The following is a 15,607-nucleotide window of genomic DNA, read 5'->3' on the forward strand; positions in this document are numbered from 1 at the left end:
TGCTTTTTATTTTAAAACAATAGATAATAGAAATAGTTTACAATTTTAATTCCACTATTCTTTATATGCCTGATTAATTGTAGGTTTATATTCGAAAAAACTAATGAATAGATAAGAGATTAGAGGGTGAAAAATCTATCACAGTTTTAATTTTCGAATGCTAATAGGTTAAATATGATAAAGCAAATTTTAATTAAAGTAGGAATGCTTCTTTCTATTATTCATCTTATTGGTTTTTTTGGGTATTTATTACCAATTAAAAGTTTAGTCTTATTTGGTTTTTGGGGAGAATCCGATCCAAATGTAATTGGCTATAACAGGATATATGTTCCTGAATTTGAAAATTTGGGTCTGCCACATACTATATCTCTAATCATTAACTATTTGCTTTCTTATCTATTTGTTTTTGCAGTCTTTTTTATGGTTTCCTTTTTCCTTTTTAAATTACAAAATCGACTTTATAATTGGTATCTAAATGAGGTAGATCAAATAAAGACTGAGCGAAAATTCAAGACGACGAAACTAGATAATTTGGCTCTAGTATTGTCGGTTTATATTCTTTCGATACTTAAAGCGATTAGTTATACTGTTAAGGTTTTTAGTTAATAGAGGCTGTATTAGCCACTTTAACCTTATTATATTAATTGAAGAAGTTATTTTTGCCTATTTGGTTTGTTGTCTCTGGTGGCATATAAAAGGATTTAATTTCTTTTAGGTTCCTAACGTTGCTATACTATCCTTTTGACGGATATGAATGAGAATATTAATCCGTTTTTACTTTTCTTAGTTGAGCATTTTTTGTTTTAATACAATGTAAAGGAGAAATAGTTAAAAATTTTTATTGTACTATTCTCTAGATGCCTGATTATTTGTACGTTTATATCCGCAAAACCTAAAGTATGAAAAAACAATTGAACCTTCGTGATGCCATCATGATTGTGATGGGGTCAATGATTGGGAGCGGGATATTTATTGTTTCGTCGGATATGATGCGACAATTAGGCTCTGGTTATTGGCTCATTGCCGTGTGGCTCATCACGACCATAGCTACGATTGCTGCTGCAATCTGCTATGGTGAACTATCCTCTATGTACCCTAAAGCAGGAGGACAATATACCTACCTCACTGAAATCTTTGGAAAGTTAACGGGTTTTCTCTATGGTTGGAGCCTCTTTGCAGTTATTCAAACCGGAACAATTGCTGCTGTTGCGGTAGCTTTTGGTAAGTTTGCCGCCTATGTTATCCCCGGCTTAAGTGATGCTCCTCCTCTCTATCAAAATGGTACTTTCATGATTACCTGGATGCAGATAATTGCTATAGCGGTAATTATTTTGCTGACCTACATCAATACACGAGGAGTTCAAAGTGGCAAATTGGTGCAACTGGTCTTCACCTCTTCTAAGATTATTGCACTAGTGTTGCTGATTGTAGGGGGACTGCTGTTAATCAAAAACAATTTCTTTTTAGAGAACCTTAGTTACGGATGGGATTCTTTCCAGAATTTAGATGGCTCTGGTTGGAAGGGCATATCAGGGGGAGTTTTGATGGGTGGTGTAGCCGCTGCGATGGTAGGCTCTATCTTTTCCAGTGTGGCTTGGGAGAACGTAACATTCGTAGCAGGAGAAATTGAGAATCCGAAGCGAAATGTAGTGGTTTCCATGGTGGTAGGAACGAGTCTAGTGATGCTTCTGTATTTATTGTGCAATTATGTTTACCTGTCTGCACTCAGTAGGGAAGAAATAGCCTTTGCTAGCAATGACCGCGTTGCTATTGCTGCAGCTGAGAAGTTGTTGGGACATACTGGTACTATTATCATGGCAGTATTGGTGATGTTGTCCACATTTGGCTGTGTGAATGGTATTGTGCTATCTGGCGCTAGGGTGTTTCAGTCTATGGCGAAGGATGGGTTATTCTTGAAGCAAGCCATTCCGAATAACAAACATGATGTTCCGGGTCGCTCATTATGGTTTCAAGGGATCTGGGCATCTATATTATGTTTGAGTGGTCAATATGGAAACCTATTGGATATGGTGTCTTTTGTCATCGTCATATTTTATATGGTTACCGTGGTTGGGGTGATTTACCAGCGTTTTAAGCATCCAGAATTGGAGCGTCCCTATAAAACTTTCTTATATCCATTACCAGCGATCATATACTTAGTAATCGGTGCTGTATTCTGCGGTTTATTGATTGTTTTCAAGCCACAATATACATGGCCAGGCTTTATCTTGATTTTATTGGGTTTGCCGATTTATTATCTCGTATTAAAAAAGTCAGGCCGAACATAAGTCCGGCCTGGCAACAAATTATATTTTATATCACTATTTCTTTTGCGATTACTCTGCTCTTAGAATTTTGGCAGCTTCTACCATTGATTCTAAGGCTGCTTTAGTTTCAGGCCAAGCACGAGTTTTCAAACCACAGTCAGGGTTAACCCATAGTTGCTCGGAAGGAACTACTGCTTTAGCTTTACGCAATAAGTTCACCATTTCATCAGTACTAGGTACACGTGGTGAGTGGATATCATAAACACCAGGACCAATATCATTAGGATATTTAAAGTCTGCGAAAGCGTCTAATAATTCCATTTGAGAACGTGAAGTCTCAATAGTGATTACGTCTGCATCCATTGCTGCGATGTCTTCAATGATATCGTTGAACTCTGAGTAACACATGTGTGTGTGGATCTGCGTATCATCATCAACATTCGAAGAAGAAACACGGAAAGCACGTACTGCCCAATCCAAGTAATCTTGTTGATCAGCTTTACGTAGAGGAAGACCTTCACGGATAGCAGGCTCATCAATCTGGATGATTTTGATACCAGCTTTTTCTAAAGCTTGAACTTCGTCTAAGATAGCCAATGCGATTTGGTAAGTCGTGGTAGAACGAGGTTGGTCGTTACGTACGAAAGACCATTGTAAGATCGTTACTGGACCAGTTAACATACCTTTTACAGGGCGGTTAGTTAATGATTGTGCATAAGCAGACCAACGTACAGTCATGTCTTCCGGACGGAATACATCACCATAAATAATTGGAGGTTTAACACAACGAGAACCGTACGATTGTACCCATCCGTTTTGAGTGAATGCATATCCCGCTAATTGCTCACCGAAATACTCCACCATGTCATTACGCTCGAATTCACCATGTACTAATACATCGATATCCAATTGCTCTTGTAGACGGATAGTTCTTTCTGTTTCTTCAGCGATTTCTTTATCGTATTGCTCTTGAGAGATAGAACCTTTTTTCAAGTCTGCTCTCCATTTACGAACGTCTTTTGTTTGTGGGAATGAACCGATAGTAGTTGTTGCGAATGCAGGAAGGTTGAACTTCGCTTGTTGCGCAGCTTTACGGTCATTGAATTTAGAAGTACGAGTAGCATCATCATCAGTGATATTGCTAACACGAGTTTTAACTTCTGGTCTGTGGATTAATGGAGAAGTACGACGGCTTTCGTTTGCAGCTTTGTTTGCTTCAAAACGTTTTTGCGTTTCTGCATCTATATCACCTTCAGCTAATACTGCTAAGTCTTTTACTTCAGCTAATTTTTGTTTAGCAAATGCTAACCAGTTTTTCACTTCCGCAGGAAGAGACTCTTCGTTTTGCTCATTGTCTAAATCAAAAGGAACGTGAAGCAAAGAAGAAGAAGGAGCAACCCATACGCGGTCTTTTCCTAATTTATCTACAGCTTGTTTGATTTTTCCTAAAGATTTCTCGTAGTCATTTTTCCAAATGTTACGGCCTTCAACCACACCTAAAGAAAGGGTTAGGTTTGCAGGAACTTTAGCTAATATAGAGTCGAGTTGGTTTTCACCACGAACTAAGTCTAGGTGAAGCGCATGTACAGGAAGTGCTAATGCAGTATCCTCGTTATCGCGTAATGCCTCGAAGTAAGTAGCAACGATTAATTTGATGCCTTTAGCAGCTGCAGCAAGTTTTTCAAAAACTTTACCGTATAGCTCACGGGTTGCATCATCGATATCTAAAGCTAAGAAAGGCTCATCGATCTGAACGTATTGCGCGCCAGCATCAGCCAATTTTGCTAAGATTTCTTCGTAAACCGGAAGTAATTTATCGATTAAGTCGATACGGTTAAAGCCAGATTCTTTTTCTTTACCTAATAATAAGTAAGAAATAGGACCTAAGATTACCGGTTTTGTTTCAATTCCTTGTTGTTTAGCTTCATTGTATTCGCTAAGGAATTTCTCTGAAGTCAATTTGAAAGCTTGATCTTTCACGAATTCAGGAACGATATAGTGGTAGTTGGTGTCGAACCATTTGGTCATCTCCATCGCCGTTACATCTACTCCTCCTTCTTGGAAACCACGCGCCATAGCAAAGTATAAATCTAAGTTATACTGACGGTCGATTTTGTTTAACAAAGAGTTGTAACGTGCTGGGATAGCACCTACAGTAAGAGAAAGGTCTAAGACTTGATCATAAAAAGAGAAGTCATTAGAAGGGATCAGGTCAATACCTGCGTCCTTTTGAGTCTTCCAGTTGCCTTCACGGATTTTCAGTCCTGCTTGCAATAATTCTTCCGCGCTGATCTTTTTTGCCCAGTAAGCTTCGTTAGCTTTCTTCAATTCGCGGAATGCGCCCACACGTGGGTAACCTAAATTGTTCGTTAATAACATAAAGTATTCTACTTAATTAATTTTTCACTAAAGTTGTTTGCTAAGAGAAGGCTACTAAGGGCTAGTATGGCCAGCTTATCTTTCCCTTTCGGGGGTAGAATGTAGCACCTTGTCCAGTGACAGGTTGCTAAGGCTTCATTGGGTCTAGTCCCTCTGCCTTTCTCTATAAGCGGTGGCTAAGTTATGTATTAGATTTTATAATAGCAAGAAAATATTTTTTTATTGGGTTGCTACACATTCTTATTCAAGGAGCTTTTAAGCGAAATGTATACCCTCATCCTCAAAAAAATTACCCTCAGCTCATATAAATAAGCTGAGGGTAATGGTTTCTGATTAGCTAGGAATTATTTTATATGGTAACGGATACCGGTATAAAACATACGTCCTGCGATAGGACCCCAAAGCATATTGGTATCGAAGTTAGAACCAAATGGATCATCATAAGCTAAGATTGGATCCTTCTGGTAAAAATTAGTTAAGTTTTCTCCTCCGATATAGATGTCAAAGTTTTTGTTCTTTCCGAATGTACGACTAACCTGTGCATTCATAGTCACATAGGCATCGGATTGATTTGCCAATTGGTAAGGAGCTGGATTCGTACTGGTATTTGGCAGTCGTTTCTTGCCAACCATGTTTAGCGTATAGTCAAAACTCCATCCGGAATGAAGGTTATAGGCCAAGTTTAAGAATCCACGGTGTTTTGCTGTAAGTGGTTTTTGTAATTTGCCAGATTCATAGTCAGTCTGCACATCCAACATGCGGTAAGCCATGCGAACCTCAAAGTGGTTAGCAGGCATAAAACGAAAATCAGCTTGTAAACTGTTGGAATAAGATTTTCCATCCAAGTTATAGAATGCCACTTGATCAGGGTTTTCAAAATCCACTACTACCTGATTTTGGAAGGTGTTGTGGAATAATTCAATGGCAATACCTGATTCACGACCAAACAATTGGAAGCTCTGATCGAACATTAATCCAGTATTCCAAGAAACTTCTGGTTTTAAGCCATAAGCATTGGATCCATTAGCTAATTGATCTAAGTTGCGTATTTCGCGGCTTGAAGCAAAAATACCTAGGTTCTCAGCAAAGATATTTGCTGTACGTTGTCCACGTCCTGAACTGATACGGAAAGTTGTACCTAAGATAGGTTCGTATCGTAATACCGCACGTGGTGTTGTGAACCATCCATACAAGTTATTATAGTCTTGGCGGATACCTAAAACAGCATCAAACTTTTCAGATGGGCTGTAGGTATATTCTAAGAATGCACCAGCTACAGACTCCTTACGTCCAAATTGATAAGCAAAATTGTTGCTACTGTTAACACGGCTTAAGTCTTCATCGAATTTGTCGTATTGAATCGATGCTCCAACTTTGTACTTATGGGCTACACTGGATAAAATGTCTTGGAAAAGAAGGTTGGCATACATGGACTGTTGCTCATTGTCATAGCCTGTTAATCCAAAATAACTGTCTTGTTTATATCGACTAGCAGATAATTGTAAACCAATACTACGGTGTTTATTGGTTGGGAATACATAGCCTAATTTACCAAATCCTTCAATGCGTTCATTTTTGAATCCTAGACCGTAATGATTTGTTGTGAATTTATCGGTTTTCTCATTGAAATCAATCTGTCCACCCACGCGATCATCATTTAAGTATTTTACACCGAATTGTGCTATAATGCCTTTTCCATTTTCATAATGCCATCTATTTACTCCGGAGAACAAGTTGCCGACAGGCATATCCCTGAATCCATTGTCACTAAAGTTCATTTTCTTATTATACATGAAGTTATCATGCAGTAATAAACCAACAGACCATTTTTCATTGATATGAGTAGCCAAGTTTAAATTGACATCTGTACGTCCCATGTTATTGGCATAAGCATTAAAATAAAGCTTATCGGTATTATGCGGTTTTTTCAGCTCTACGTTGATTTGTCCTGCCATGTTTTCAAATCCATTGGCTACAGAACCAATGCCCTTACTGATATTAATCGATTCAATCCATGTTCCGGCAATGCTGTTTAATCCTAGGGGAGAAGCAAAGCCACGAGGACCAGGTAGATTCTCTACGGTTAATTGGGTGTAGATACCACTAAGCCCTAACATTTGGATTTGTTTAGCTCCTGTAACAGCATCCGAGCTTACTACATCCACAGAAGCATTGGTACTGAAACTCTCACTCAGATCACAACAAGCTGCTTTGAACAACTCTTTGGCTGTGATGGTTTCTACGCGTACAGGGCTTAGTTTATTGATGTAATTGGTCTTTTGTCTTCTGGAAATAACAACCTCTTGTAATACATTATTTTTTGCTTGGATAACCACAATGTCGTGAAGATTCTTCACTTCCACTGTGTCAGATGTCATACTCGCATGGGCAACCACTAAATATCGGTACGGCTTAACGTGCATAATTTTAAACACGCCGTTTTCATTACTTTTTACTTTTTTATTTGGTGCATCAGCCCAATAAACGGTCACATCAGTGATCGGGGTTAAATCACCTTTTTCATTTTCATTAACAACAACTCCGGTTACTTCGTGGTCATGATCGTGGTCATGTCCACCTTTATCATCTGCTTTGGCTTCACCATGATCGTGTCCTTCGTGTTCATCGTGATCATGTGCCTCACCTTCATGGTCGTGATCGTGGTCGTGATCATGGTCATGCTCTTCTTTAGCATGAGTTCCATTGCCTTTATCATCCCAACGTGGGTATAAACAGCATTCATGAAGCTTATCGTAGGCTTCTTGTGTTGCACGAAATTCCCTGGTATCATGACCCGCATCAGCCATGGATTTCTTGATTTTCTCTAGGGATGTCTTCTTGCTGTCGAAAGTAACTTTAACAATATGGGTTGTTGCATCCCAATTAATACTACTTGCGCCAGCATCTTTACCGGCTTTTTCAATGCGTTTTTTACACATTCCGCAGTTTCCTGCAACTTCAAATTCTTCTTTTATTGTCGTGGATTGAGCGAATGTAAAATTGCTCAATAATACTAAGGTACCAATGATGATACTTTTAATCGTGTTCATATAAAAATTTTATAAATAGTTTTTCCAAATAAATTAATTCAATGGAGTTGGACTATTTATCAAATTCTTAGGTTGCAATGCAGAAGGTATACGGGTTCTAAATCTTGTATCGGAATAGATGCAAGTTGAAAATTAGATTGATTATTGTCGTCTATTGCTTCTTTCCACTGTTCCATAATCCACGGGATAAGGACTATAGCAGGGGAGAAGCTTATTAAATTCTGTAAGGATGTTTTTGTTTGAAGTTGTTCGGTATCCGATTTAAGGTCGATTTGTCGATCTTTACATTGGTCATCCTTACAACAAGAGTTATCTTCTGTATGTTCCTTATTATCATGTTCTTTTAAGCAATTTGGACAGTTGTCATGTGATACTTTAGAATATTGATCGATGGAATAAGAAGTGTGTTTTCCACAATGGTGTAAATAAATAGTTGCTCCTGTACTGCATACAGAATAAATCATTAAAAGTATTATGGCAACTATTTTACGCATAGAATTCCAAATATAAGAATTGTAGTTCGCAATAGTGTGGATAAAATAATTTTAATTTTTCTTGTTTCTAAAGGCTTCTGTATTTATATTCGGAATAACTTAATGTAATAAACCTAACAATTTATGGAAACTTTAGCTGCACATCCAAACTTGTTGTATGCAGGCCTAGTCGGTTTAACATGCGCAGCAGGCTTGGTACTATTCTTATCAAACAAAATCTTAAGAAAAGTAAACTAAAAATAAAGGGGGAAATTAATTTTTCCCCCTTTATTTTTTTATTGCGCATTTAAACGCCTCCTATGTTGATCCTCTTAATCTCCTTTTAAAGCTTTGATAAAACTTGGGATTTTGTCTAAATAGTTTTCTTCTGCTAATAATTTCACAAAAGCTGTTCCCACAATTGCTCCTTGTGCGTAAGTAGTAGCTTTTTGAAAAGTGTCTTTATTATGAATTCCAAAGCCAATAACGACTGGGTTGTTTAAATCCATATCCTTAATGCGTTGGAAATAACGTTCTGATTGATCTTGAATATTTAATTGGGTACCAGTCGTAGCATTGGATGATAATAAGTAAATGAAACTTGAAGACAGCTTATCAATTTTGCGTATCCTCTCTTCAGATGTCTGAGGAGTTACCAAGAAGATATTGCTTATTCCATTTTCTTGGAAGATGTTTTTATACAATTCCTCATACTCATACATGGGAAGGTCAGGAATAATAGTTCCATTGACGCCCACCTCTTTACATTTCTTGCAGAAGTTTTCTACACCATATTGTAGTACTGGGTTAAAATACCCCATTAGGTAAACCGGAATGTTCACTCGCTTGCGTAGTTCCTGTAACTGTTCGAAAAGAACTTGTAAGGTCATTCCGTTCTTTAGAGCTCCTTCAGAACTGAATTGAATAGTAGGTCCGTCTGCTACTGGATCAGAGTATGGGAATCCTATTTCTAAGAAGTCTGCCCCCGCCTTTTCCAATGCTTCAGCAATGTCTACTGTGCTTTCTAAACTGGGATATCCAGCTGTAAAATATATCGATAGCAATCCGTTTGCTTGTTTATTTATCTGCTTCATGATTAAAAACCAAAGTATTTCATGTAATTATCTAAATCCTTATCTCCACGCCCTGAAAGACAGATGACCACTGTTTCATCACCTTTGAAGGTCATTTTTTCCAGATGTGCTAATGCATGTGAACTCTCAATGGCAGGGATGATTCCTTCCAGTTTGGTGAGAAGTAAACCTGCATTCATTGCCTCTTCATCCGTTGCGGAAACATATTGTCCACGACCTGATTTAAATAACCAAGCATGTTGTGGTCCAATACCCGGATAATCCAGTCCAGCAGAAATGGAATATGGCTCGATAACCTGTCCGTCAGATGTCTGCATGAGGATGGAACGACTACCATGCAGCACTCCTTCATGTCCTAATACAGTCGTAGCTGCTGATTCTCCACTGTCTACACCATGTCCTGCTGCTTCCACAGCAATGATCTGAACATCTTCTTCATCCAAGAAATGATAAAACATACCTGCAGCATTGGATCCTCCACCTACACATGCCATAACGATATCTGGATTTTCTTTTCCTGTTTTTTCCAAGAGTTGTTTCTTCGTTTCTTCAGAAATAATGGATTGAAAACGAGCTACCATATCGGGATACGGATGTGGTCCAACCACCGAACCAATGATATAATGTGTATCCACAGGATTGTTAATCCAATCGCGTAAAGCTTCATTGGTAGCATCTTTTAAGGTCTTACTTCCTGATTTGGCAGCTACAACAGTAGCACCCATCATTTTCATACGAGCCACATTGGGCGCCTGTCTTTGAATATCAATTTCGCCCATATAAACCACGCATTCTAGCCCCTTCAGCGCACATACAGTAGCTGTAGCAACACCATGCTGTCCTGCTCCGGTCTCCGCTATAATACGCTTCTTCCCTAATCGTTCAGCTAATAAGATCTGACCAATGGTATTGTTAATCTTATGTGCTCCGGTATGGTTTAGGTCCTCACGTTTCAGGAAAATGTTTGTTTTATAGCGTTCAGACAATCGTTTTGCAGGATATAATGGAGATGGACGACCAACATAGTCTCTCAGTAATTCTTCAAATTCTTTTTTGAAGGATGGGTCCTCCATGATTTTAAGGTATTGTTCTTGTAGCTCTTCCACATTCGGATACAACATTTCGGGAATATAAGCTCCCCCAAATGGACCATAATATCCTTTGCTATTTACTTGATATTTACTCATGGTTTATTATTTTCAATGCCGTTTTTATTTTTTCTATGTCTTTTAATCCTGGACTGATCTCAAATCGAGAGTTTAAGTCCAAACCAATTAATCGGCTGTCTTCAAATTCTACAGCTTCTTGTATATTTTCTAAGGATAAGCCCCCACTTAAGAAATAGGGTTTATCATAAGGGTATTCTTTTAATTTATCCCAGTTAAATCGTTCTCCAGTACCGCCATATTGCGAGCTTTTGCTGTCGAAGAGTAGGTAATCGATGTGATCTAAATAGGGTGCTACGGTATTCCATTCAAATTCATTGTTCACCCCGAAGGCTTTGATAATTTCTACATCGAGTAGGTTAAGCTGTTGGATTAAATCCACGGATTCATCACCATGCAATTGTATGCTTTGAAGTTGATAAGATTCGATGGCTTGGTTGATTTCCTCCAAGGATGCATTAACAAATACACCAGTCTTTTTGATAGAAGGATTGCTGTTCAATAATTTGGCCTCAGCAATATATCGGGCAGACTTTGGATAGAATATGTGTCCAATGTAATCAATTGCTAATTGAGCGAGTTGATGAATGTTCTCATCCTCCCGCATGCCACAAACCTTTACCAGTAGTTTCTTAGCCATTTACCAATTTATTTAAGCTCGAAGCAGCCTTTAAACTTAATAGTGATTCTTCTGCTTCATAATAACAATCACCAAAGCTTTTTTCAGGATGGAAGGTCTTGATGGCAAAAGCTGCATTGGTCAATACCACATTGTTTTGAACATCGGTTCCTTCACCTTGGATAATAGTTCTGAAGGTTTTGGCTGATTCATCCACTTGTTCACCTCCAGCAAGATCTTTTGCAGCTACCGGACTAAATCCAATCTCTTCTACTGTGTAATAGTTTTCTCCTGCATTGTTGATGATTTTGAAATCCCCTGTTAATGAAATTTCATCATAACCATCTAAGGAATGTATAATGCTGTATTGTTTTTCTGTTTGTTGGTAGAGATAAGCGTATAGTCGTGCAAGCTCTAAACTGAATACCCCCACAGATTGGAATTTAGGATTTGCAGGATTGGTTAATGGGCCTAACATATTGAAAAATGTCTTAACACCCAAGGCTCTACGGATTGGGGCTACTGTTTTCATTGCAGGGTGAAATAAAGGCGCGTGTAGAAAACAGATATTTGCTTCTTCCAACTGTTTTTGCAGGACATCCTTATCCGCACTAAAGGTATAGCCAAGGGACTCCATAACATTGGACGATCCACATCCTGAAGATACACCCACATTACCATGTTTGGCAACTTTATAGCCTGCACCAGCCACTACAAAGGATGCAAGAGTAGAAATATTGAAGGTGTTCTTGCCATCTCCACCTGTACCACACATGTCAATCAAATCATAACCATTGAAGTCTAATTTATGGCATAGATCATACATGGCATCGCGAAATCCACCTAATTCCTCTACACGGATGCTACGCATTCCATAGATTGTCATAAAGGCCGCTATCTGATGGGTGTCGTATTTTCCTGTAGCGATATTGGTCAGGATATCGTAAGCTTCTTTTCTGCTAAAAGACTTGTATTCAAATAAATGTGCTAATATTTCTTTCATATAATTCCATAAAAAAAGGCTTGCCTAAAAGGCAAGCCCGCTATTTTTTGAGTTCAAATAATTCATTCAATAGGTGATTGCCACAACATTAGCTGTTGTGCCACCAAAATAAGTTATTGAACTGTTGTGCTTTCATTGTAAGTGAAACAAATATCTACGATTGTTTTGATATTTGCAAGAAATCTATTGAAAAAATGATTTTTTGTTAATTAATAACACACAAAATGCGCCATTTCATTTCCTTTGGATACCAAGGTAAAGGAAGCAATTTTGCCCTCTTCGGTATAAATACTGGTCAAAAGACGATCCTTATGGTAAAGAAAATACATGTTTTCTGTATTTAGATCTTCTACATCAATGTCCCTCACTTCTTTTCGAGGTAACTCTTTATAGGATTTATATTGTATGAGGTCCAGCTTCTTCATCATTAGGTTGATGCGAATTTCCTCTAGACTTACTTCTAAATAATCATATAGCTCATCCGAAGGCTCAGTAACACGCACATATTGGCTGAGGATTACATCCAATGCGATATCTTCATTCGCGAGATCTTTAATGAAGTTTTTAACCAGGTTTAAACCATTACCATGGCTTTTCTGCACCATTGGTTTTGCTTGAGCAAAGCTTAAGATGGGGCAAATAAGGAAGAAAATATAAAGTAGTGGTTTTTTCATGTTTCTCATATTATGCTTGGTTAGACCTGCAAAATAGGAAAAGGATTAAATAAAAAGCGCCTTTTACTCAAAGGCGCCTCTTATATTGAATTTAATATTCGTCTTCGTTGAAAAAGAAATCATCCTTAGTTGGATAATCCGGCCAGATCTCCTCGATGTTTTCGTAAGGTTCACCGTCGTCTTCCAACGCCTGAAGATTTTCAATAACTTCAACAGGTGCCCCAGAACGGATAGCGTAGTCAATCAATTCATCTTTGGTAGCTGGCCAAGGAGCGTCTTCTAAATGCGAAGCTAATTCAAGTGTCCAATACATATCTCTTTAATTAAGTTATACATTTTTCGCAAAAATAATATTTAATTTAACTAATGCAAGTTATTTGGTTTTAAATCTTTGTTAACAGATGTATCTAACAGATTGTCAGTTCTATAAAATAAATAATTGTTTATAACATAGAACCCTCTTGCCATACTTTATTCATCTTTTCATAGACTTCTTGTTCGATGGAGGAGTATGCAGTTGAAACATTGGGGTCTGTTTCAATTGGCTTAAGTACCGTGATTTTGATACAGCCAGGCCTAGATCCAAACTGTCCACCATCATCCCATAATATGGCTGAGGCATTGTGAATAACCACCGGTAGGATTGGGGTATTGTTATCCATAGCCATACGGAAAGCACCAGGTTTAAACTTGTGTAAGGTCGGTGGGTAATGGTCATCTATCTTCCCTTCTGGAAAGATAACTAACGACTTACCTTCTTTTAGAAGCTCAGTAGCCCTTTTAAATGCCTTAAAGGACGAAATTTTACTTTCACGCTTCACGGGGATATCAATCGTTTTAAAAAATATACGCGTTACAGGATTTTTTAATAACTCCACTTTACCAATAAAAGAAAATGGTCTTGGACATAAGTAGGTTAATGCTGTAATATCCAATATAGAAGTATGGTTTGGGCAGATAATGTAATTTTTTGACCAATCTATGGGCTCTTCATAGGTCACTTTATATCGAATGCCTACGAAGTAACTTCCAAGAAGAGATATCCATTTGCGGAACCAAACGATGCTTTTATAATGTTTTTCGGGATTCTTAGCTAAGAAATATAAAATAGGAAAGCTAATGACAAAGAAAAAGAGAATGGAAAGAAAGTAAAGCAGTCTATGGATTTTCTTTAAGATTAGCAGCATGGTCTATTGTAACATCTCCACCGAAGGTAGAAAAAAATCATACGCCCTCCAAAAATCAAATAGAACTAATTGAGCTTGACCAGTCAATAGAAAGAGAATGGAAATAAAAAAGCTCCCTAATTTCAGGGAGCTTAATGTCTATTATTTGCTTAACTCAGCGTAATATTTATGGAACAATGGAATTGTTTCAATACCTTTTAGGTAGTTTTCAATACCATATTTCTCATTGGGTGAGTGTAAGTTGTCGCTATCAAGACCAAAGCCTAATAGAACAGTCTTAATACCTAATTCTTTCTCGAATAAAGCTACAATAGGAATAGAACCACCACCACGAGTTGGGATAGGTTTTTTGTTGAAAGTTTCTTCTAAAGCTTTCTCAGCAGCCTTGTAAGCGATGCTATCCGTAGGAGTAACTACAGGTTCACCACCATGATGCGGTTTAACCTCTACTTTTACCGACTTAGGAGCAATTCCTTCGAAGTGATCTTTAAACAATTTGGTAATACGGTCAGAGTTCTGATTAGGAACAAGACGCATAGAGATTTTAGCAAATGCTTTAGAAGGAAGGACCGTCTTAGCACCTTCGCCAATATAACCTCCCCAGATACCGTTTACCTCTAAAGTAGGACGAATTCCTGTACGCTCGATTGTTGAGAATCCTTTTTCTCCCCAAAGTTCTTTAACACCTAAATCTTCTTCATAAGTCTCGATGTCGAAAGGAGCTTCATTTAAAGCTTTTCTTTCTGCTTCTGTTAATTCAATAACATCGTCATAGAAACCAGGGATTGTAATATGATTGTTTTCATCGTGTAATGAAGCGATCATTTTAGCAAGAATTGTTGCAGGGTTAGCCACAGCACCACCATAAACACCAGAGTGTAAATCACGATTAGGACCTGTAACCTCTACTTCAACATAAGATAATCCACGAAGACCAGTTTCTAAAGAAGGGTTTTCTAAACTAATCATGGATGTATCAGAAATAACAATGACATCAGCTTTTAAACGTTCTTTATTCGCTGCAACGAAGATTCCTAAGTTAGCAGAGCCAACTTCTTCTTCACCTTCGATCATGAATTTGATATTACAAGCTAATTCGTTGTTTTTAACCATATACTCAAATGCCTTTACGTGCATATAGAACTGACCTTTGTCGTCAGCAGATCCACGGGCATAGATTTTACCATCACGTACAGTTGGTTCAAATGGAGGAGTTTCCCAAAGTTCAATAGGATCAGCAGGTTGTACATCGTAGTGGCCATAAACTAATACTGTTGGTAATGATGGGTCGAAAATCTTCTCGCCATATACGATTGGATATCCTGCAGTAGGGCAGATTTCAACATTATCAGCACCAGCATCTTTAAGTTTCTGGGCAACAAATTCTGCCGTATTTAATACGCCTTCTTTAAATTGAGGATCAGCACTAACTGATGGAAAGCGCAATAATTCAAATAATTCTTCTAAGAAGCGGTCTTTGTTTGCTTCTACATAGTCTTTGATTTTTTGCATTTCAAAAGGGTTTTTGCAAATGTAGTGAAAATAAATATTACACAGGCTGTAACATTTTCTCCCTTTCAGCGACAAATGTGTATAATGAATGGTAATTAAGGTTTTTTTACAATCGCTGTTAATTTTTTGTTAAAGTATTCCGGCTTTTTCTAATGTTCACACAATTGTGATAATTTCGCAACA

13 protein-coding genes and 1 riboswitch are annotated in these 15,607 nt (G+C 37.8%); of the genes, 2 read left to right on the plus strand and 11 right to left on the minus strand.

Features of this window, described 5'->3' with window-relative positions; translation table 11 throughout:
- Window positions 1-174 precede the first annotated feature (174 nt).
- Together ACP6L2_RS09360 and ACP6L2_RS09365 are read left to right on the plus strand one after the other, a co-directional pair.
- On the plus strand, window positions 175-606 hold the full coding sequence (locus tag ACP6L2_RS09360; RefSeq protein ID WP_440508961.1) for a hypothetical protein: 432 nt from the start codon (window positions 175-177) through the stop codon (window positions 604-606).
- 293 nt (window positions 607-899) lie between these two features.
- Window positions 900-2,288 (plus strand): APC family permease, encoded by a 1,389-nt coding sequence (locus ACP6L2_RS09365; protein ID WP_440508962.1) that lies wholly within the window; start codon window positions 900-902, stop codon window positions 2,286-2,288.
- Window positions 2,289-2,336: 48 nt separating this feature from the next.
- On the opposite strand, the gene metE is transcribed toward ACP6L2_RS09365, so the two are convergent.
- The 11 genes from metE to ACP6L2_RS09420 all read right to left on the minus strand — a co-directional run bounded on the left by metE (window position 2,337) and on the right by ACP6L2_RS09420 (window position 15,424).
- Entirely contained in the window at window positions 2,337-4,646 is a 2,310-nt protein-coding gene (gene metE, locus ACP6L2_RS09370; RefSeq protein ID WP_440508963.1) for a 5-methyltetrahydropteroyltriglutamate--homocysteine S-methyltransferase, read from the minus strand.
- A 72-nt stretch (window positions 4,647-4,718) separates the two neighbouring features.
- Window positions 4,719-4,818, minus strand: a riboswitch (SAM riboswitch).
- A 172-nt stretch (window positions 4,819-4,990) separates the two neighbouring features.
- Window positions 4,991-7,696, minus strand: coding sequence for a TonB-dependent receptor domain-containing protein (locus tag ACP6L2_RS09375; protein WP_440508964.1), 2,706 nt, complete (start codon window positions 7,694-7,696; stop codon window positions 4,991-4,993).
- Window positions 7,697-7,755: 59 nt separating this feature from the next.
- The gene (locus ACP6L2_RS09380; protein WP_440508965.1) at window positions 7,756-8,160 is read right to left on the minus strand and encodes a hypothetical protein; all 405 of its coding nucleotides are present in this window, start codon (window positions 8,158-8,160) and stop codon (window positions 7,756-7,758) included.
- 341 nt (window positions 8,161-8,501) lie between these two features.
- Window positions 8,502-9,263, minus strand: a complete 762-nt coding sequence (trpA, locus tag ACP6L2_RS09385; RefSeq protein ID WP_440508966.1) for a tryptophan synthase subunit alpha — start codon at window positions 9,261-9,263, stop codon at window positions 8,502-8,504.
- Between the two features lie 2 nt (window positions 9,264-9,265).
- Window positions 9,266-10,450 carry a tryptophan synthase subunit beta gene (gene trpB / locus ACP6L2_RS09390; RefSeq protein ID WP_440508967.1) on the minus strand — a complete coding sequence of 395 codons (1,185 nt, stop codon included), beginning with the start codon at window positions 10,448-10,450 and terminating at the stop codon, window positions 9,266-9,268.
- The gene (locus tag ACP6L2_RS09395; RefSeq protein ID WP_440508968.1) at window positions 10,443-11,069 is read right to left on the minus strand and encodes a phosphoribosylanthranilate isomerase; all 627 of its coding nucleotides are present in this window, start codon (window positions 11,067-11,069) and stop codon (window positions 10,443-10,445) included. Before ACP6L2_RS09395 ends, trpB begins: the two co-directional genes overlap by 8 nt.
- Entirely contained in the window at window positions 11,062-12,051 is a 990-nt protein-coding gene (gene trpD / locus ACP6L2_RS09400; RefSeq protein ID WP_440508969.1) for an anthranilate phosphoribosyltransferase, read from the minus strand. Before trpD ends, ACP6L2_RS09395 begins: the two co-directional genes overlap by 8 nt.
- Before the next feature lie 209 nt (window positions 12,052-12,260).
- Window positions 12,261-12,725, minus strand: coding sequence for a hypothetical protein (locus ACP6L2_RS09405; protein ID WP_440508970.1), 465 nt, complete (start codon window positions 12,723-12,725; stop codon window positions 12,261-12,263).
- 91 nt (window positions 12,726-12,816) lie between these two features.
- The gene (locus ACP6L2_RS09410) at window positions 12,817-13,038 is read right to left on the minus strand and encodes a DUF2795 domain-containing protein (RefSeq protein WP_002996718.1); all 222 of its coding nucleotides are present in this window, start codon (window positions 13,036-13,038) and stop codon (window positions 12,817-12,819) included.
- Between the two features lie 130 nt (window positions 13,039-13,168).
- The gene (locus ACP6L2_RS09415) at window positions 13,169-13,912 is read right to left on the minus strand and encodes a lysophospholipid acyltransferase family protein (RefSeq protein ID WP_440508971.1); all 744 of its coding nucleotides are present in this window, start codon (window positions 13,910-13,912) and stop codon (window positions 13,169-13,171) included.
- Between the two features lie 141 nt (window positions 13,913-14,053).
- Window positions 14,054-15,424, minus strand: a complete 1,371-nt coding sequence (locus tag ACP6L2_RS09420; RefSeq protein ID WP_440508972.1) for a dipeptidase — start codon at window positions 15,422-15,424, stop codon at window positions 14,054-14,056.
- Window positions 15,425-15,607 lie beyond the last annotated feature (183 nt).

Source organism: Sphingobacterium lactis (assembly GCF_051951495.1).
In the GTDB taxonomy this organism is placed as follows: Bacteria; Bacteroidota; Bacteroidia; order Sphingobacteriales; family Sphingobacteriaceae; genus Sphingobacterium; species Sphingobacterium lactis_A.

Coding starts and splice junctions, on each gene's coding strand:
- ACP6L2_RS09360 (WP_440508961.1), top strand. CDS start 175: ATGATAAAGCAAATTTTAATTAAAGTAGGAATGCTTCTTTCTATTATT.
- ACP6L2_RS09365 (WP_440508962.1), top strand. CDS start 900: ATGAAAAAACAATTGAACCTTCGTGATGCCATCATGATTGTGATGGGG.
- metE (WP_440508963.1), bottom strand. CDS start 4,646: ATGTTATTAACGAACAATTTAGGTTACCCACGTGTGGGCGCATTCCGC.
- ACP6L2_RS09375 (WP_440508964.1), bottom strand. CDS start 7,696: ATGAACACGATTAAAAGTATCATCATTGGTACCTTAGTATTATTGAGC.
- ACP6L2_RS09380 (WP_440508965.1), bottom strand. CDS start 8,160: ATGATTTATTCTGTATGCAGTACAGGAGCAACTATTTATTTACACCAT.
- trpA (WP_440508966.1), bottom strand. CDS start 9,263: ATGAAGCAGATAAATAAACAAGCAAACGGATTGCTATCGATATATTTT.
- trpB (WP_440508967.1), bottom strand. CDS start 10,450: ATGAGTAAATATCAAGTAAATAGCAAAGGATATTATGGTCCATTTGGG.
- ACP6L2_RS09395 (WP_440508968.1), bottom strand. CDS start 11,069: ATGGCTAAGAAACTACTGGTAAAGGTTTGTGGCATGCGGGAGGATGAG.
- trpD (WP_440508969.1), bottom strand. CDS start 12,051: ATGAAAGAAATATTAGCACATTTATTTGAATACAAGTCTTTTAGCAGA.
- ACP6L2_RS09405 (WP_440508970.1), bottom strand. CDS start 12,725: ATGAAAAAACCACTACTTTATATTTTCTTCCTTATTTGCCCCATCTTA.
- ACP6L2_RS09410 (WP_002996718.1), bottom strand. CDS start 13,038: ATGTATTGGACACTTGAATTAGCTTCGCATTTAGAAGACGCTCCTTGG.
- ACP6L2_RS09415 (WP_440508971.1), bottom strand. CDS start 13,912: ATGCTGCTAATCTTAAAGAAAATCCATAGACTGCTTTACTTTCTTTCC.
- ACP6L2_RS09420 (WP_440508972.1), bottom strand. CDS start 15,424: ATGCAAAAAATCAAAGACTATGTAGAAGCAAACAAAGACCGCTTCTTA.